General features: G+C 64.5%; 15 protein-coding genes. 7 read left to right on the top strand and 8 right to left on the bottom strand.

All coding sequences use genetic code 11. The features are described from left to right. Positions 1 to 12 precede the first annotated feature (12 nt). From NKH89_RS00305 to NKH89_RS00290, 4 genes are read left to right on the top strand one after another with little or no spacing between them, the layout of a single operon-like run. Complete coding sequence (locus NKH89_RS00305) at positions 13 to 2,466, top strand: GcvT family protein (protein WP_352908292.1); 2,454 nt, start codon at positions 13 to 15, stop codon at positions 2,464 to 2,466. Beyond that, positions 2,463 to 3,362: a homocysteine S-methyltransferase family protein gene (locus tag NKH89_RS00300; RefSeq protein ID WP_352590136.1), complete on the top strand. Its 900-nt coding sequence runs from the start codon at positions 2,463 to 2,465 to the stop codon at positions 3,360 to 3,362. The genes NKH89_RS00305 and NKH89_RS00300 overlap by 4 nt, the downstream gene beginning before the upstream one ends. Beyond that, complete coding sequence (locus NKH89_RS00295) at positions 3,362 to 4,543, top strand: pyridoxal phosphate-dependent aminotransferase (protein ID WP_023719911.1); 1,182 nt, start codon at positions 3,362 to 3,364, stop codon at positions 4,541 to 4,543. Before NKH89_RS00300 ends, NKH89_RS00295 begins: the two co-directional genes overlap by 1 nt. Beyond that, a complete protein-coding gene (locus NKH89_RS00290) occupies positions 4,540 to 7,014 on the top strand; it encodes a GcvT family protein (protein WP_352640492.1) in 2,475 nt (824 codons plus the stop codon). Before NKH89_RS00295 ends, NKH89_RS00290 begins: the two co-directional genes overlap by 4 nt. Position 7,015: 1 nt before the next feature. Here the strand turns inward: NKH89_RS00290 and NKH89_RS00285 are convergent, their stop codons facing one another. The 6 genes from NKH89_RS00285 to NKH89_RS00260 all read right to left on the bottom strand — a co-directional run bounded on the left by NKH89_RS00285 (position 7,016) and on the right by NKH89_RS00260 (position 13,201). Then, positions 7,016 to 7,597 carry an NAD(P)H-dependent oxidoreductase gene (locus NKH89_RS00285; RefSeq protein WP_352495937.1) on the bottom strand — a complete coding sequence of 194 codons (582 nt, stop codon included), beginning with the start codon at positions 7,595 to 7,597 and terminating at the stop codon, positions 7,016 to 7,018. A gap of 202 nt (positions 7,598 to 7,799) precedes the next feature. Next, positions 7,800 to 9,197 (bottom strand): FAD-binding oxidoreductase, encoded by a 1,398-nt coding sequence (locus tag NKH89_RS00280; protein ID WP_352495955.1) that lies wholly within the window; start codon positions 9,195 to 9,197, stop codon positions 7,800 to 7,802. Beyond that, positions 9,197 to 10,495, bottom strand: a complete 1,299-nt coding sequence (locus NKH89_RS00275) for a cytosine deaminase (RefSeq protein ID WP_352495954.1) — start codon at positions 10,493 to 10,495, stop codon at positions 9,197 to 9,199. The genes NKH89_RS00280 and NKH89_RS00275 overlap by 1 nt, the downstream gene beginning before the upstream one ends. A gap of 17 nt (positions 10,496 to 10,512) precedes the next feature. Then, the gene (locus NKH89_RS00270; RefSeq protein WP_352495936.1) at positions 10,513 to 11,364 is read right to left on the bottom strand and encodes an ABC transporter permease; all 852 of its coding nucleotides are present in this window, start codon (positions 11,362 to 11,364) and stop codon (positions 10,513 to 10,515) included. After that, a complete protein-coding gene (locus tag NKH89_RS00265) occupies positions 11,351 to 12,193 on the bottom strand; it encodes an ABC transporter ATP-binding protein (protein WP_352908291.1) in 843 nt (280 codons plus the stop codon). The genes NKH89_RS00270 and NKH89_RS00265 overlap by 14 nt, the downstream gene beginning before the upstream one ends. Before the next feature lie 3 nt (positions 12,194 to 12,196). Then, positions 12,197 to 13,201 carry an ABC transporter substrate-binding protein gene (locus tag NKH89_RS00260; protein ID WP_023719905.1) on the bottom strand — a complete coding sequence of 335 codons (1,005 nt, stop codon included), beginning with the start codon at positions 13,199 to 13,201 and terminating at the stop codon, positions 12,197 to 12,199. 276 nt (positions 13,202 to 13,477) lie between these two features. On the opposite strand from NKH89_RS00260, the gene NKH89_RS00255 reads away from it, so the two are divergent. Continuing rightward, entirely contained in the window at positions 13,478 to 13,861 is a 384-nt protein-coding gene (locus NKH89_RS00255; RefSeq protein WP_352484505.1) for a RidA family protein, read from the top strand. Positions 13,862 to 13,969: 108 nt separating this feature from the next. Continuing rightward, positions 13,970 to 14,773 carry a creatininase family protein gene (locus NKH89_RS00250; protein ID WP_023719903.1) on the top strand — a complete coding sequence of 268 codons (804 nt, stop codon included), beginning with the start codon at positions 13,970 to 13,972 and terminating at the stop codon, positions 14,771 to 14,773. Here the strand turns inward: NKH89_RS00250 and NKH89_RS00245 are convergent, their stop codons facing one another. Then, the gene (locus NKH89_RS00245; RefSeq protein ID WP_023719902.1) at positions 14,774 to 15,283 is read right to left on the bottom strand and encodes a tyrosine phosphatase family protein; all 510 of its coding nucleotides are present in this window, start codon (positions 15,281 to 15,283) and stop codon (positions 14,774 to 14,776) included. Then, positions 15,280 to 16,338 carry a threonine-phosphate decarboxylase CobD gene (cobD, locus tag NKH89_RS00240; protein ID WP_352484504.1) on the bottom strand — a complete coding sequence of 353 codons (1,059 nt, stop codon included), beginning with the start codon at positions 16,336 to 16,338 and terminating at the stop codon, positions 15,280 to 15,282. The genes NKH89_RS00245 and cobD overlap by 4 nt, the downstream gene beginning before the upstream one ends. On the opposite strand from cobD, the gene cbiB reads away from it, so the two are divergent. Then, on the top strand, positions 16,337 to 17,308 hold the full coding sequence (cbiB, locus tag NKH89_RS00235; RefSeq protein WP_352495935.1) for an adenosylcobinamide-phosphate synthase CbiB: 972 nt from the start codon (positions 16,337 to 16,339) through the stop codon (positions 17,306 to 17,308). The two genes, cobD and cbiB, sit on opposite strands and share 2 nt — an antisense overlap. The last annotated feature ends 370 nt before the right edge of the window (positions 17,309 to 17,678 follow it).

The raw sequence follows: 17,678 nt of genomic DNA, 5'->3' as shown, positions 1-17,678 counted from the left end.
CTGGAGAAGAACATGGCCAGTTTGCCGACCACGGCACGCGTGGTGATCATCGGAGGCGGTGCCGTCGGCGCCTCCTCGCTCTATCATCTCGCCAAGGCGGGCTGGACCGACTGCGTGCTTCTGGAGAAGAACGAGCTGACTTCCGGCTCGACCTGGCATGCCGCCGGCAACGTGCCGACGTTCTCCTCGTCATGGTCGCTGATGAACATGCAGCGCTATTCGACCGAGCTCTATCGCCGGTTGGCCGACGAGGTCGGCTATCCCATGAACTATCATGTCACCGGCTCGCTCAGGCTCGCCCATACGATCGAGCGTATGCAGGAATTCCAGCGCGCCAAGGGCATGGGCCGCTATCAGGGCATGGACATCAATGTCGTCGGCCCCGACGAGATCAAGCGCCGCTACCCCTTCATCGAAACGCATGAGCTGAAGGGCGCGCTCTACGATCCGAGCGACGGCGACATCGACCCGGCGCAATTGACCCAGGCGCTGGCCAAGGGCGCGCGCGACATGGGTGCGAAGATCATCCGCTTCTGCCCGGTCACCGGCGTGCGCCGCGAGAACGACGAGTGGGTGGTCGAGACGCCGCAAGGCGAGATTCGCTGCGAGATTGTCGTCAACGCCGCCGGCTACCGCGCCGCCGAAGTCGGCAGGATGTTCGGCCGCGAGGTGCCGATGATGGTGATGAGCCATCAATACATCCTGTTTGAGGAAATCCCCGAACTGGCGGCGTGGTCGAAGGAACAAGGCAAGAAGCTGCCGCTGCTGCGCGACGTCGATACGTCCTATTATCTGCGCCAGGAAAAGAACGGCATGAACCTCGGCCCCTATGAGCGCAATTGCCGCGCCCATTGGGTCGGCCACAACGACCCGATGCCGGACGACTTTTCGTTCCAGCTGTTTCCCGACGACCTCGACCGGCTGGAACATTACCTGGCCGATGCCGTCGCCCGCGTGCCGATCCTCGGCACCGCCGGGCTGTCCAAGGTCATCAACGGGCCGATCCCCTATGCGCCGGACGGCAACCCGCTGATCGGCCCGATGCCTGGCGTGCCCAACGCCTTCGAGGCCTGCGTCTTCACCTTCGGCATCGCCCAGGGCGGCGGCGCCGGCAAAGTGCTGGCCGAGTGGGTGACCGAGGGCCAGACCGAATGGGACATGTGGTCCTGCGATCCACGCCGTTTCACCGCCTTTGCGTCGGCGCCGGATTACTGCGTCGCCAAGGGCATGGAGATCTACGGCAACGAGTATGCCATCCAATTCCCGCGCCACGCCTGGCCGGCTGGGCGCGACCGCAAGCTGTCGCCGCTCCACGGCCGCATCAAGGCGCTCGGCGCCCAGTTCGACGCCTATAATGGCTGGGAACGCGCCACCTGGTATGCGAAGCCAGGCGACGACATCTCCGAACAATCCACGCTGACCTTCCGCCGTGACGGCCCCTGGCAGCATCGTGTGCGCGAGGAATGCCTCGCCGTCCGCGATGCCGCCGGCATTCTGGACCTGCCGGGATTTTCCCGGTTCAATCTAGACGGTCCGGGTGCCGCCGAATGGCTGAGCCTCCAGGTGATAGGCCTGGTGCCGAAACCCGGCCGCATCGGCCTCGTCTACTTTGCCGACGACAAGGGCCGCGTCGTCACCGAGATGTCGGTGGTGCGTCACGACGAAGATCACATGACGCTGATCACCGCCGCGGTGGCGCAGTGGCACGATTTCGAATGGCTGAAATCGCGCATGCCGAAGGACGCGACGTTCAAGTTGACTGACCGGACAGAAGAGTATTCGACCCAGATCCTCGCCGGACCCAACTCGCGAAACATCCTCGCCGAACTCTGCGCGGCCGACCTCACCCTGCCCTGGCTGACGCATCAGGAAACATCGATCGCCGGGCGCTGGGCCAAGCTGGTGCGCGTATCCTTCGCTGGCGAGCTCGGCTGGGAAATCCACAGCAAGGTCGACGATACCGCAGTCATCTTCGACGCTGTCTGGGCGGCCGGCCAGAGGCACGGCCTGAAACCATTCGGCATGTACGCGCTGGATTCGCTGCGGCTCGAAAAAGGCTACCGTACGTGGAAGGGCGATCTGTCGACCGACTACTCGATCCTGCAGGGCGGGCTGGAGCGCTTCGTCAGATGGGACAAGCCCGACTTCCGCGGTAAGGCGGCGTTGCAGAGCGAAAAGCAGCAAGGCGTCAAGAAACGCTTCGTCACGCTGGTCGTCGAAAATCCCGGCGACTGCGACACACCTTACATGTCGACGCTTTGGCATGACGGCCGGATCGTCGGCGAGACGACATCCGGCGGCTGGGGTCATCGCATCGACAAGTCGATCGCGCTCGGCATGCTGCGCGCCGACCTCACCGAGCCGGGAACCGCGGTCGAGGTCGATATCTTCGGCGAACGTTTTCGGGCGATCGTGCAGAAGGATGAGCCGTTATGGGATCCGAAGAACGAGAGGCTCAAAGCATGAAGAAAGTCATCCTCACCGATGGCGGCATGGGCCAGGAGCTGGTCCGCCGCAGCAGCTCCGAGCCGACGCCGCTCTGGTCGGCCAGGGTGCTGATCGACGAACCGGATCTGGTGCGCGACCTGCATGCGGAATTCATCCGCGCCGGAGCCCGCGTCATCACCATCAACACTTATTCCGCAACGCCGGAGCGGCTGGCGCGCGAGGGCGCGGAAGAGCTGTTCAAGCCTTTGCAGAAGCGCAGCATCGAACTGGCAAGGCAAGCACGCGACCAGACCGGCGACGCGGCGATCGCCGGCTGCCTGTCGCCGCTGTTCGGCAGCTATGCGCCGGCGCTGACGATATCCTTCCAGGATACGCTCGACATCTATCGCCGTATAGTTGCCGAGCAGGCGGACGGCGTCGATCTGTTTCTGTGCGAAACCATGGCGTCGGCCGAAGAGGCGCGCGCCGCCGTCACCGCGGCATCGGAAAGCGGCAAGCCTGTCTGGGTGTCGTGGACGCTCGCGGATCACGGCATGCCGCGCCTGCGCAGCGGCGAAGCCATTGCGGCGGCGTCGGGCGCTCTTGACGGCCTACCCGTCGCGGCCCGGCTGATCAATTGCTGTCGGCCCGAAGCAATCGCTGCAGCGCTGCCCGGACTGATCGCTCTCGGCGGTGCGGTCGGCGCCTATGCCAATGGCTTCACCTCGGTCGAGGCGCTCAAGCATGGCGGCACCGTCGAAGTGCTGCACGCCCGCCACGACCTCGATCCGGACGCCTATGCCGGCCAGGCGATCGGCTGGGTCGAGGCCGGCGCCGGCATCGTCGGCGGCTGCTGCGAAGTCGGACCGGCCCACATCGCCGCCTTGCGCGACCGGCTCGAACAGGCCGGCTACGAAATTTCGGGAGTAGCATAATGCCCAGGCCATCATCGCGCATTTCCGGCATCGTGCCTTCGGGCAAGGATGGCTGGGAGGTTCATTCCGCTGCCTGGGCGCGCAAGCAGGCCGGCGAGGACATCATCATGCTGTCGGTCGGCGACCATGATTTCGACACGCCGAGCGAGACGATCGAAGCCTGCGTGACGGCGGTCCGCGCCAGCAATCACCACTACACCCCACTTGCCGGCGTTCCGCGGCTGCGCAAGGCGATGGCGGCGGCCTCGACGCTCTGCACCGGTGTTGCGACCAGCCCCGACCAGGTCATCGCCACGCCGGGCGGGCAGGCCGCGCTTTACGCAGCTATTCAAGCTGTTCTCGACCAGGGCGACCATGCCATCGTCGTCGCGCCCTATTACGCCACCTATCCCAATACCTTCAGCGCGGCGGGCGCCGCGTTCAGCGTCGTCGAGACACCCGCCGAGGATGGCTTTCAGCCGCGCGCCGCCGAGATCCGCGCCGCCCTACGGCCGAACACCCGCGCCATTCTGATCAACACGCCGAACAACCCGACCGGTGCCGTCTATTTGCGCGAGCGCCTGGAAGAGCTGGCGCAGATCTGCCGCGAGCATGACCTATGGCTGCTGTCGGACGAGGTCTACTGGACGCTGGGTGGCGGCGAGCACGTCTCACCACGCTCGCTGCCCGGCATGGCCGAACGTACGCTGGTCATCAATTCGATGTCCAAGAGCCACGGCATGACCGGCTGGCGCATGGGCTGGCTGACCGGGCCCGAACCAATGGTCTCGCTGCTGACCGACCTCAATCTGGTGATGACCTACGGCCTGCCGGCCTTCATCAGCCTCGCCTGCGCCGAGGCGCTCGAAAACGGCTACGGCGTCAAGGAGATCGCCGAGCGCTATGCCGCAAGGCGCGCCGTCGTTCTCGATGCCATGCGCGGCATGAACAACATCACCGTGCGCGGCTCCGAGGGCGGCATGTACGTGATGCTCGACATATCGGCGATCGAGCCGGACGATGAGAAATTCGCCTGGGCGTTCCTCGACCAGGAGAAGGTCGGCGTCATGCCCGGCTCGAGCTTCGGCGAAGCTGCAGCCGGCCACATCCGCTTCAGCCTCTGCCAGCCTGAGCCGGTGCTGATGGAGGCTGCCACGCGCCTGCGCCGCTTCGCCTCCAGCTACCGCCGCGAAGCCGCATGAACTCGCCGCCCGCCAAAACCATACCGACCAAGGCCATTCCTCCCAAAGCAAGGGCGGTCATCATCGGTGGCGGCGTCTCCGGCTGCTCGGTCGCCTATCATCTGGCCAAGCTCGGCTGGACCGACATCGTTCTGCTCGAGCGCAAGCAGCTGACATCGGGCACGACATGGCACGCTGCCGGCCTGATCGGCCAGCTGCGCGGCTCGCAGAACATGACCCGGCTGGCGAAGTATTCGGCCGATCTCTACGTCAAGCTCGAGGCCGAGACCGATGTCGGCACCGGCATGCGCCAGGTTGGCTCGATCACGGTGGCGCTTACCGAGGAGCGCAAGCACGAGATCTATCGGCAGGCGTCTCTCGCCCGCGCCTTCGATGTCGACGTGCGCGAGATTTCGCCAGGTGAAGTCAAGGAGATGTACCCGCATCTCAATGTTTCGGATGTTGTCGGCGCCGTGCATCTGCCGCTCGACGGCCAGTGCGATCCGGCCAACATCGCCATGGCCTTGGCCAAGGGCGCACGTCAGCGCGGTGCGACCATCCTGGAGAACGTGAAGGTCACCAAGGTTCATACCAGGGCCGGCCGCGTCACCGGCGTCTCCTGGGCGCAAGGCGACGAGCAAGGCACGATCGAAGCCGATATCGTCGTCAACTGCGCCGGCATGTGGGCACGCGAACTTGGCGCCCAGAACGGCGTCACCATCCCGCTGCACGCCTGCGAGCATTTCTATCTCGTCACCGAGCCGATCCCGGGGCTCTCCCGCCTGCCGGTGCTGCGCGTGCCGGACGAATGCGCCTACTACAAGGAAGATGCCGGCAAGATGATGCTCGGCGCTTTCGAGCCGGTGGCCAAGCCGTGGGGCATGAACGGCATAAGCGAGGAGTTCTGCTTCGACCAGTTGCCGCAGGACATGGACCATTTCGAGCCGATCCTCGAAATGGGCGTCAACCGCATGCCGATGCTGGCCACCGCCGGCATCCACACCTTCTTCAACGGCCCAGAGAGTTTTACCCCCGACGACCGTTATTATCTCGGCGAGGCGCCGGAGCTTTCCGGCTACTGGATGGCGACCGGCTACAATTCGATCGGCATCGTCTCCTCCGGCGGCGCCGGCATGGCGCTGGCGCAATGGATCAATGACGGCGAGGCGCCGTTCGATCTCTGGGAGGTCGACATCCGCCGCGCCCAGCCGTTCCAGAAGAACCGCCGCTATCTCAAGGAGCGCGTCTCCGAAACGCTCGGCCTGCTCTACGCCGATCATTTTCCTTACCGGCAGATGGCAACCTCGCGGAACGTGAGGCGTTCGCCGCTGCACGAGCACCTGAAGACGCGCGGCGCGGTGTTCGGCGAGGTCGCCGGCTGGGAGCGCGCCAACTGGTTCGCTAGGCCCGGCCAGGAGCGCGAATACCGCTATTCGTGGAAACGGCAGAACTGGTTCGACAACCAGCGCGAGGAGCATCTGGCGGTCCGGAACGGCGTCGGCCTGTTCGACATGACCTCGTTCGGCAAGATCCGCGTCGAAGGCCGCGACGCCTGCGCCTTCCTGCAAAGGCTCTGCGCCAACGACATGGACGTGGCGCCGGGCAAGATCGTCTACACCCAGATGCTCAACCAGCGCGGCGGTATCGAGAGCGATCTGACCGTCTCGCGATTGTCCGAAACAGCCTTCTTCCTCGTCGTGCCGGGCGCCACGCTGCAGCGCGATCTGGCCTGGCTGAAAAAACATCTTGCCGACGAGTTCGTCGTCATTACCGATGTGACCGCTGCCGAAGCGGTGCTTTGCCTGATGGGCCCGGATTCGAGGAAGCTGATCCAAAAGGTCAGCCCGAATGATTTCTCCAATGACAACAATCCGTTCGGGACGTTTCAGGAGATCGAGATCGGCATGGGCCTGGCCCGCGCCCACCGCGTCACCTATGTCGGCGAGCTCGGCTGGGAGCTTTATGTCTCGACCGATCAGGCCGCCCACGTCTTCGAGGCGATAGAAGAGGCCGGCGCCGATGTCGGTCTGAAGCTATGCGGCCTGCACACGCTGGACTCCTGCCGCATCGAAAAGGCGTTCCGGCATTTCGGCCACGACATCACCGACGAAGACAATGTGCTGGAGGCCGGCCTTGGCTTCGCCGTGAAGACGGCCAAGAGCTATTTCCTCGGCCGCGATGCGGTGCTGAAGAAGAAAGAAACCGGCCTGTCACGCCGGCTGGTGCAGTTCCGCCTGAACGACCCCGAGCCGCTGCTCTTCCACAACGAGGCGATCCTGCGCGACGGCAAGATCGTCGGTCCGATCACCTCGGGCAATTACGGCCATCATCTCGGCGGCGCAATCGGGCTTGGCTACGTGCCTTGCAAGGGTGAGAGCGAGGCGGATGTGCTGTCGTCGTCCTACGAGATCGAGATCGCCGGCGAGCGCTTTGCCGCCGAGGCCTCGCTCAAGCCGATGTACGATCCGAAGGCCGAGCGAGTGCGGATGTAGCTCAGAACGCATCCATCTCGGCCGCGACCTTCGCCACGAATCTCGTCCGCCTCTCGTCGGTCGATAGGTTCATCGAGTACTGCGCGAGGTAGGAAACCGACCCGCCAGGCTTGATGGTCGCACGCAGCACCCGCTTGACCAGCTTGCGCGGCGGGTCGCCCATCAGCATGGCTCGGAACCGACTGCCGCCATAGGTGGCGACCGCGGCGACCTTGCGAATGTTGTGCAGCGACGGCTGCACCTTGCCGTCAACCAATTTGAACGACACGCCGGGCAGGAAGACGCGATCGAAAAAGCCTTTCAGAATGGCCGGATAGCCGAAGTTCCACACCGGAAACGATAGCACCAGCGCCTCGGCCCGCAGCAAGCGCTCGACGTAAGCCGCTGCAGGATCGCCGTCACTGCGCGCGTCGTGATAGGAGAGCCGTTCGGCCCGCGTCAGCCTGGGATCGAACCCCTCGGCATAGAGATCGCAATCGTCGACGGCATGGCCGGCGGCCTTCAGCCGCTCGACGATGGTCCGGTGCAGACCGGCATTGAAGCTGGTCTCGACCGGATGAGCGTAGAGGACGAGGATGTTCACCCAAGTCCTCGCAGGTCGGCGCGAGGCACCCCCCTCTGCCCTACCGGGCATCTCCCCCTCAAGGGGGGAGATTGGCGGTTCCATCGTCTCGACCATCTTCCAACGTCGTCAACTGGCGAAAGCGATACCGACAGCCGATCTCCCCCCTTGAGGGGGAGATGGCCGGCAGGCCAGAGGGGGGTGTTCAAGCGCAAACCTCTCCTCAACCCGTCTTCTCCAGCCCCTTGAACAGGAACGACTTGCCTGAGCGATAATCATAGTCCGGATTTTCCCAGGCGATCATCTTGCCCGGATTGAGCAGCCCCTGCGGGTCGGTCTCGCGCTTGAAGGCGAGCTGCACCTCGTCGGTGCGCTTCATGCCGCCCTCTTCCAGCGTGTAGCGGTGCGGGTTGAAGATCCAGCAGCCATTGTCCTCGTGGATGCGAATGATCTCGTCCAGCCGCTCCGCCGTGGTGAAGCGCACTAGCGGCAGCCCTGCGATGCCGATGGCGCCGTCGAAGCGGATGAATTCGAGATGCGCCGGCACCTCGTCGCCGAAGCGTTCGACCATTGCCTTGACGTGGCCGAGGTGGTCCGGCGACGGGTAGCGGGTCTGCAGATAGGTGATCGTCGGGTCGACCCGGATGGCGCGCAGCGTGGTGTGGTTCCAGGTCAGCTCATAGGCCGGCGGCAGCCCCTTGAGATCGGCCTCCTTATCGGCGCGAAAGACGATCTCGCCCTTACTGCGCGCAGTGAAGGCGAGGAAGGCATCCATCGCATGCGGCGCGATCATCAGGACGACGATGCTTTGGCCGCGCCGGAAAAACCGCTGGTGGCGCTTGAAGTAATCGTAGGGGATGGGTGCTGCTATCGGCGTGATCAGCTTCGCCAGGATGCCGTCCTGGATGGCGAGATCGTTGCCGAAGCCGGCCGCATCCATGAAATCGTCGAAGCCGACGATGACGTCGATCCAGTCATAACTGGCGGTTAGCGGCATCTCGACTTCGGTGATGATGCCGTTGGTGCCGTAGGCGTGCATCACTTTCAGCACGTCCTCGCCGGTGAGCTCCATGACGCGGGGCTGTGCCTCCATCGTCACGGTCCTCAGCCGGATGACGTTGCCGAGGTCGCGCAAGCCGCCCCAGCGGATCGAGCCAATACCGCCGGAGCCGCCGGCGACGAAGCCGCCGATCGATGCCGTGTTGTAGGTCGACGGCGACATGCGGAGCTCCTGGCCGGAATGCGCCCGAGTCGCCTTGTCGATGTCGGCGAGCACGGCGCCGGGACCGGTGACGACACGACCGGGCGCGATCGCCTTGATCGCGTTCATCTCGGCGAGATTGAGCACGACGCCGCCGGACAGAGGCATCGCCTGCCCGTAATTGCCGGTGCCGCTGCCGCGCGGCGTCACCGGCACGCCATGCCGGTGGCAGGCGGCGAGCACGCGGACGACCTCATCTTCCGTTTTCGGCGTCACGATCAGGTCGCCGGTGACATGCTCGAGCTGCTGCTTCAGCACCGGGCTGTACCAGTAGAAGTCGCGGCTCTTCTGCTGGACGATCGCCGGATGGTCGTCGACCTTGAGGCCGTCCAGGTCGCGCTTGAGCGCCGCAATATCCATCATTCCACCATCAGATCATCGAGTTCGGCATAATCGGGCAGCTGGCGTTCGATCGCCTGGCCGTCGCGCACCACGATGCGATCCGATTCGGGCCGTGACAGCAATTCCGTCCAGCTTCGCCCCTTGAAGACGACGAAATCGGCCGGCCCTCCGGCGGCAAGCGTGCCGAAACCATCGAGCCGCATCACCTTGGCCGGCGTCGCTGTTACCGCTTGCGGCCAGTCAGCGACGGGATGGTCGAGATGCAGGATGCGCGTCGCCATGCGATAGACCTCCAGCATATCGAGATCGCCATAGGCGTAGAACGGGTCGCGCGTATTGTCGGAGGCGACGGCGACGGCGATGCCGCGCGCCTTCATCTCGTGCAGCAGCGTCACCCCGCGCCAGCGCGGCGTGGTGTTATCGCCGCGCCGGTCCTGCAAATAGAGATTGCACATTGGCAGCGACACCACCGCCAGGCCGGCCTTGGCGACCTTGTCCAGCGTGTCGAGCACCTCGAGATCGGGCTGGCGCGCCAGCGAGCAGCAATGGCCGACCAGGATGTTCCCGTCAAAACCGTTCCAGAGGGCGGCTTCGGCAATCTTCTTGAGCGAGATCGCCGAGACATCGTCGGTCTCGTCGGCATGGAAATCGAGGTCGAGGCCATGCTTGATCGCCTGCGCAAACACCTGGTCAAGCAGTTCCTCGAGGTCCGGCACCATATAGGTGACGACGCCGAGCACGCCCTTGGCGGCAGCCACCCGCTTGGCCAGCCTCTCGAACCATTTCCTGTCGCGCACGCCTTCGATGCCGAGCAGGCAGGCCGCCTGCAGCTCGATGCGGCCGCGCCATTTCTCCCGCATCGTCTCGAACACCGGCCAGGAGATCTCTTCCTGCGGCGCAACGCTGTCGAGATGCGTACGCAGCGCCTTGGTGCCATGCGCATAGGCAGAGCGCAGCGAAAAATCCATGCGGCGGGCAACGTCGTCGGCGCTCCAGTGCGCCGCGCGGTCGGCGCCCGTTGCGTTCAGCGCGCCCATGAAGGTGCCGTCCGGGTTCGGCTTTCGAGGCCAGATATGGCCCTTGTCGATATGCGTGTGGCAGTCGACGAAGCAGGGCAAGACGATCCGGCCGCCAAGGTCGATGGCGCCTGCCTGTGCGTTGGATCGATGCGCCGTAATCCCGGAGATCTTGCCATCGGCGATGGCGATATCCGCGAGCCCAAACCCGTCGGTATCGAAGGCTCCAGAAAAGCCCGGCGTCAGTGAGGCATGAAGCCGAACCTTGGCGAGATGGTAGGAACCAGAAGCTGGTATCAAGGCGGCGCTGTCCACCATCACCGCTCCTGCCTCAGCGCGCTCTCGTGCCAGCGCCGCAAAATGAGATGCGAAATCAGCGACAGCACCAGGAAGATCAGGATGCCGGTGAGCGAGATCAGGATCAGCGCCGCGAACAGCCTCGGCGCGTTGAGCCGGTAGCCGGCCTCGATTATGCGCGAGGCGAGGCCGGACGACTGGCCGGTGGCGCCGGCGACGAACTCGGCCACCACCGCACCGATCAGCGACAGGCCGCCGGCGATCTTCAGCCCGCCGAGGAAATAAGGCATCGCCGCCGGCAGCCGCAGATAGCGCAATTGCTGCCAGCGGGTGGCGCCGTTGAGCTTGAACAAATCGCGCAGATTGCGGTCGACGGAATTGAGGCCGAGCGTGGTGTTGGAGAGGATCGGGAAGAAGGCGACGATCCAGGCGCAAAGCAAAAGCTTTGTCGTCTGGTTGTCGACATAGATATTGATCAGCGGAAAGATCGCGACGATCGGCGTCACCTGCAGCACGATGGCGAAGGGAAAGAACGACATCTCCACCCATTTCGACTGCGCGAACAGCACTGCCAGCCCGACGCCGCCGATGACGGCGAGAAGCAGGCTCAAGAAGGTGATCCTGAGTGTCACCAGCAGCGAGGAGAACAGCAGCCCGGCATCGTCGTGCAGCGTCTGCAGCACCACGCCGGGACGCGGCAGGATATATTTCGGGATGTCGTTCCAGACGCAGACGCGGTCCCACAGCCAGATCGCCAGGATCATGATCGCCAGCGGCAGCAGCCATCTGCCGATGCGCTCGAAGCGCTCCTGGCGGACGCGACGCGCCTCCTCCGGGTCGAGCGCCAGCACTTGTTCTTCAATGGCCGTCATGATGCGGTCCGGCAGTTGAGTTGATGGCGCCGATCAGCACGTCGGATGCCTGGCGGCAGAGCGCGGCATAGTCAGGCGAGGTGCGAAACGCCTCGTCGCGCGGATAGGGCGCATCGACGGCAAGCTCGGCGAACACCCGGCCCGGCCGCGCCGCCATGACGACGACGCGGTTGGAGAGGAAAACGCTTTCGAAGACGCTGTGGGTGACGAAAACGACGGTGAAACGTTCATCCTGCCACAGCTCCAGCAGATCGTTGTTGAGCTTGAAGCGGGTGATCTCGTCGAGTGCTGCGAACGGCTCGTCCATCAACAGAATCCGCGGCTTGGTCACCATGGCCCGGGCAATCGAGACGCGCATCTTCATGCCGCCCGACAATTCGCGCGGCACGGCATTCTCGAAGCCGGTCAGGTGAACCCGCGCCAGCATCTCCATCACCGCCGGCGCCGCCTTGGCCCGCGACACGCCCTTCAGCCGCAGCGGCAGCCAGACATTGTCGAAGACGTCGGCCCAGGGCAGCAGCGTCGGCTCCTGGAAGACGAAGCCGATATTCGAGCGGCCGCCGATATTCGAACGATCGAGGGCACCGCTGCCGCGCCAGTCGAGCACGCCCGAAGTCGGCGTCGACAGGCCGGCAATCAGCCGCAGCGCCGTCGATTTGCCGCAGCCCGACGGTCCGAGCAGGCTGAGGAAATCGCCTTCCCGGATCGTCAGCTCGACATTGCTGAGCGCGGTGACGCCGTTGGAAAACACCTTGCCGACGCCACGCAGCGCCAACAGCGTCGGCCCCGATACGCTTCCTGGCTGTTGCGCCACTTTCTCCAGCTTCACGGCCTACTTCTTCAGGTCGAGCCCGACGCTCTTGTTGACGAAGGCCAGCGTGTAGGCCTTCTTGATGTCGATGCCCGCCGGCGTTACCTTGGCCTTGACCATCTTGTCGTAAAAACTCTGGATGCGCGCATCGGTCATGGCGCCGATGCCGAGCTTTTCGCTGTCGCCGGAATCGACCACGCCGAACTTCTTCAGCTGCTCGATCGAGAAGGCGATCTGCTCATCCGTCATGTCCGGATTTTCCTTCTTGATCATCTCGTTGGCGGCCTTGTTGTCGCCGTAGAGATAATTGTACCAGCCCTTGGCCGAGCCATCGACGAAGCACTGGACCACCTCGGGCCGCTTGTCGACCGTCTCCTGCATGGTTTCGACCGTCGTTGCATATGTGTCCCAGCCATAGTCGGCCAGCAGGAACTGGTTCGGCGTGAAACCGCCCTGCTTCTGGACGGCGAATGGCTCCGAGGTGACGTAGCCCTGCTGGATCGACTTCTTGTTGGCGATGAACGGAGCCGGGTTGAAAGTGTAGGGCACGCGTTTTGCGGCATCGAAGCCGAGGTCGGTGACCATCCACTGGAAGAAGGTCTGCGCACCTTCGTCGCCGAGGATGTACTGGTCGGCGTTCTTCAGGTCTTCCCATTTGTCCAGCCCCTGGCCGGGATGGGACATGATGACCTGCGGGTCCTTCTGGAAGTCGGCGGCCACGACGCGCATCGGTATGCCTTGCTGCACGGCATCGAAGGCCGACAGCAGATTGCCGCCCATGTAGAAATCGATCTTACCTGCGAGCAGCAGCGGCCGGCCGCTGACCTGTGGGCCGCCCTGCATGATCGTCACGTCGATGCCGCATGCGGCATAGGTACCATCCACCACGGCTTGGTAGTAACCGCCATGTTCCGGCTCGGCCAGCCAGTTGGTGCCGAAGGTGACTTTTTCGTTCGCTGCCGCGGCAAGCGTACCTGCGCCAAGCAGCACGATCACGCCCGCCGAAATCTTGAGTCTTCCGTACATCCACACCACCCTTTGTTCGCTCCGGCGCATCACGCGCCGGGCTCGACACCATTGTTTCAAGAAGCAAGACACATGCCACCGGCGCGTTGCGTCGGGACCGCCCGCTTGTGCAATGCCCGCCTGTGCAATGGCGGCGCGAAGGCCGGACGGGTCATGCTGTACGGAAGGCATCGTGCCTATTTTTTGATCGCCTGTCCACAATCGCCCTCGTGACATGCACCGCCATCTTGATGCCCGCCTACATCCAGCTTTACGCTGCCGTGAACGGAGATTGCCATGTTCAAATTTCTCACGCCGAAGTCGATCAAGCCGCCCTTCGCCCGCTACAGCCATGGCGTCGAGCTGCCGCCCGGCAAGCGGCTGGTGCTGTGTTCGGGCCAGGTCGCGATCACAGCGGACGACCAGATCCCCGAGGAGGCCGGCGCACAGGCCGAGCTCTGTTTCCAGAACATAGCGGCGATTCTCGGCGAGGCCGGGCTCGGCCTGTCCGACATCGTCCGCATCAACGCCTACGTCACCGACCGCGCCTTCCTGCGGCCCTATATGGAGGTTCGCGACCGGCTGTTCGCCAGTCCGGCGCCGGCCTCGACGCTGATGATCGTGTCCGGCTTTGCCCGGCCGGAGTTTAAGGTCGAGATCGAGGTCATCGCGTCGGGTTGAGGAGCGCTGGCCAGCGGCTGGAATCGACAGGCCGATGATCTCAAGTTACACGACAAAGGTTGGTGCCGCCCCTCATCAAGCGCGCATCCAGTCTCTTCGAGGTAAAAAATGGCCGGAACAAAAAAACGCGTATGGTGGGGTGACTACCGGACCACCGAATACGCGACCGTCGATCCTGAGGCGACCATTGCCGTTCTGCCACTGGCGGCGATCGAGCAGCACGGGCCCCATCTGCCGGTTTCGACCGACACCTCGATCATGAACGGCATGCTGGAAACGGTGATCGCGCGCCTGCCCGGCGATCTCGACATCCGCATCCTGCCGGTTCAGGCGGTGGGCAAGTCGAACGAGCATTTGCATGCGCCCGGCACCCTCACTCTGCCGGCGACGACCCTGGTCGAGGCGTGGACCGAACTTGGCCTGTCGGTCGCACGCGCCGGCGTCCGAAAACTGATTGTCGTCAACTCGCATGGCGGCAATGAGGAGATCATGGGCATCGTCACCCGCGAATTGCGCGTGCGGGCAAAGATGCTGGCGGTAAAGACCAGCTGGCAACGGTTTGGCCGGCCGGCCGGCATGTACACCGACCTCGAAGACCGCCACGGCATTCATGGCGGCGACGTCGAGACCTCGCTGATGCTGCACTTCCGGCCCGACCTCGTCGACATGGCCAAGGCCGATAATTTCGTCTCCAAGGTTGCGCGCGCCGAAAAGGAATTTTCGCTGCTGCGCCACACCGGAACGCACGCCTTCGCCTGGATCGCCAGCGACCTCAACCCGAATGGCGTGGTCGGCGACGCCAGCATTGCAACCGCCGAAAAAGGCCGGCTCACCGCCGAGCATCAAGCCGACGGCTTCATCAGCTTGCTGAAGGACGTGCGCAAGGCAAAGCTGGCGGATTGGCTGGCGTAACTAGCCCTCGATCCTCAGCGCAAACGGCGTGCCCTCAAACGCTTCGGCGCCGCGCCCGATCGCCTCGATGGCGCGGCTCATGCGGCCGTCGCGCTCGAGCAGTGCGTCGGCAATTGCGATCAGCCGCGGATTGGGTGTCGCCGTGGGCGACAGCGCGCGCAGCGTCTTGGCCAGTTCGGCTTCGTCGCGCTTCGGCGCCAGCGCTGCCGCGATAATGTAGGCCGAGGCGGTCGACCGGCTGATGCCGGCATAGCAATGCACCACCAGCGGCCGCGAGCGATCCCATTGGCGGGCGAAATCGAGCAGGTTCAAGACATGCTCCTCGCCCGGCATGGTCATGCCCTCCTGCGCTACCGCAATGTCGTGCATGACCAGGTGCAGATGGTTTTCCCTGGTGATCGAGGCCGGCCGCATCACCTCCGTGCCGGCAGCGAGCAGCGAAAGCAGCCGCCCGGCCCCGGTCTTCGTCACCGTTTCCTCGACTTTGGACAGCGAGCAGACATGGATCATTGGATCGTTTCTCCCTTGGCATCATCGTCGCGCCGCGAGGCCCAGCCGGCAAGCGCTGATTCGAGCCGCCGCCATTCTTCGTCGGCTCCCGGCAGGCCGGCGCGCAACACATCCGGCCGGTCGGCGAAATGCCGAAGCAGGATGCCGCGCTGGCCGAGCACCGAAAACAGGCGGGCGGCGTTCGCCAGCCTGATATAGCGGAACAGCGCGGTGCCAGCGGCGACAGGCACGCCGAACCGGCCGAACAGCGCATCGAGCCGTGCGGCATCCTCGGCCAATCGGCGCCGCATCCCGGCCTGCCAGCCGGTATCGGCAAGCGCCCTTATGCCATATTCGAGCGCCGGCCCGGAAATCGCCCATGGCCCGAATTGCGCCTGCAGCCGCTCGACCGTCAGCGCCTCGGTCAATGCAAAGCCAAGCCGCAGGCCGGCCAGGCCGAAGAACTTGCCGAACGAGCGCAGCACGACGATGCCGCCCTGGTCGACGTCGCCAGCGAGACTTTCGCTGCGTGGGCCGACATCCATGAAGGCCTCGTCGACGACCAGCAGCCCGCCTCTGGCGCGCAATTTTGCGGCAAGTCGAAGCAATCTTTCGCGCTCGACGACGCGCCCGTCCGGGTTGTTGGGATTGACGACGACGGCAAGGTCGGCCGCCGCCAAGGCTTCGAAATCATCGACTTCAGCCGCCGCATGGCCGGCGATCGCCGCTGCCCGCCGATGCTCGGCATAAGTCGGCCCGAGCACCAGCGCCCTGCCCGGGCTGACCAGCGAAGCGACGCGCGGCAACAGGATCTGCGTGCCGGGCGCCGCTGCGACATTCGCCGCCGATGGAGCGCCATAGGCGCTTGCCGCGACTTCGGCCAATTCGCGGGCACGCGCTGCTTCCGGCAATCGCGACAGGGCGGTGGCGGGCAAATCGAAAAGCGGGTAGGAGTGCGGATTGATCCCGGTCGAGAGGTCGACGAAAGGCAGCGGCGCGTGAGGGAAAAGCGCCCTCGCCCGGCCAAGGCTTCCGCCGTGGTCCACTGCCGCCGTCACTCCATCAAGAGACTTCATGTCGATCCTGATCACTTTCCTGTCGCTGGCCATCGAACTTGTACTCGGCTACCCGGCCCAGCTCTTCGATGCCATTGGCCATCCCGTCACCTGGTTCGGCAGGCTGATATCCTTTCTCGACGGCAGGCTCAACCGCGCCACTGATTCCGACGCCCACCGTCGCCGCTGGGGCGTCTTCGCGCTGCTGGTCATCGTGCTGGTGCCGGCCGCCCTCGCCTTCTGGATCGAAGCCATGCTTTGGAGCATTCCCCTCGGCTTGTTGGTCATCGCAATCCTGGCGACGTCGCTGCTGTCGCAGAAGAGCCTGGCCGAGCATGTCGAAGCGGTGGCCGACGCCCTCGACAGCGGCGGACTGGACATGGGCCGCATTGCCGTCTCGCGGATCGTCGGCCGCGACCCGGAAAAGCTCGACAGGGCCGCTGTCTGCCGCGCCGCGATCGAAAGCCTGGCCGAGAACTTCTCCGACGGCGTCGTCGCGCCGGCGTTCTGGATCGGCGTTGGCGGGCTCGCCGGCGGCGTCGCCTACAAGGCCGCCAACACCGCCGATTCGATGATCGGCCACCGCACCCCGCGCCACGAGGCCTTCGGCTGGGCGGCGGCGCGCTTCGACGATTGGATCAACCTGCCGGCATCACGGCTGACGGCGCTGCTGATCGTGCTTGCCGCTTTCCTGGTCAAGGGCGCCGATGCCAAAGCCGCCTGGCATGCTGTGCGGCGCGATGCGAAAAAACACCGCTCGCCCAATGCCGGCTGGCCGGAAGCAGCGATGGCCGGTGCGCTCGGCCTGGCGCTCGCCGGCCCCCGTTCCTATGACGGCGTCATGGTCGAAGACGCGTTGATGGGCGAAGGCGGCCGCCGCGACGATATCGAGAGCACCGACATCCGACGGGCGCTGAAACTTTACCGGGTCGCCGACTTACTGCTGATCGCGCTGTTCGGGGTGATCGCAGTGGTTGTTATCTTGGCGTGACCTGCGCCCGAGATCGAGCGGAAACAAAAAACCCGCCAAGCGGCGGGTCGTTGGAGCCAGTTAGCACCATAGCGAGATTAGTACCATAGCTGCCGGCACAAAGCAAGAACAAAATTGCTGTGCCCAAAGAATAATCGCCCCAGCTTTGCGCTTCTCATTCCCTGCCTTTGACGTTCGAGGTTGGCGAAATCCGAAGCGCCATCCAATCTCCCCCCTCGCGGGGGAGATGTCCGGCAGGACAGAGGGGGGCGCGAAGGATCGCCAGCCTCTTGACCGTTCACCTGCTAATGACGGTCTGACGACGTAGTTGTCTCCGACTGACAGGCCGAGGGACAGTGCCCCCCTTTGCCCTGCCGGGCATCTCCCCCAC

Source organism: Mesorhizobium sp. M0923 (genome assembly GCF_040319365.1).
Lineage (GTDB): Bacteria > Pseudomonadota > Alphaproteobacteria > Rhizobiales > Rhizobiaceae > Mesorhizobium.
This window is presented reverse-complemented; position numbering and strand designations above follow the sequence as displayed.

Bases quoted from the DNA above. Each gene is read 5' to 3' on its own strand.
- NKH89_RS00305 (WP_352908292.1), top strand. From the start codon at position 13: ATGGCCAGTTTGCCGACCACGGCACGCGTGGTGATCATCGGAGGCGGT.
- NKH89_RS00300 (WP_352590136.1), top strand. From the start codon at position 2,463: ATGAAGAAAGTCATCCTCACCGATGGCGGCATGGGCCAGGAGCTGGTC.
- NKH89_RS00295 (WP_023719911.1), top strand. From the start codon at position 3,362: ATGCCCAGGCCATCATCGCGCATTTCCGGCATCGTGCCTTCGGGCAAG.
- NKH89_RS00290 (WP_352640492.1), top strand. From the start codon at position 4,540: ATGAACTCGCCGCCCGCCAAAACCATACCGACCAAGGCCATTCCTCCC.
- NKH89_RS00280 (WP_352495955.1), bottom strand. From the start codon at position 9,197: ATGGATATTGCGGCGCTCAAGCGCGACCTGGACGGCCTCAAGGTCGAC.
- NKH89_RS00270 (WP_352495936.1), bottom strand. From the start codon at position 11,364: ATGACGGCCATTGAAGAACAAGTGCTGGCGCTCGACCCGGAGGAGGCG.
- NKH89_RS00260 (WP_023719905.1), bottom strand. From the start codon at position 13,201: ATGTACGGAAGACTCAAGATTTCGGCGGGCGTGATCGTGCTGCTTGGC.
- NKH89_RS00255 (WP_352484505.1), top strand. From the start codon at position 13,478: ATGTTCAAATTTCTCACGCCGAAGTCGATCAAGCCGCCCTTCGCCCGC.
- NKH89_RS00250 (WP_023719903.1), top strand. From the start codon at position 13,970: ATGGCCGGAACAAAAAAACGCGTATGGTGGGGTGACTACCGGACCACC.
- NKH89_RS00245 (WP_023719902.1), bottom strand. From the start codon at position 15,283: ATGATCCATGTCTGCTCGCTGTCCAAAGTCGAGGAAACGGTGACGAAG.
- cbiB (WP_352495935.1), top strand. From the start codon at position 16,337: ATGTCGATCCTGATCACTTTCCTGTCGCTGGCCATCGAACTTGTACTC.
- cobD (WP_352484504.1), bottom strand. From the start codon at position 16,338: ATGAAGTCTCTTGATGGAGTGACGGCGGCAGTGGACCACGGCGGAAGC.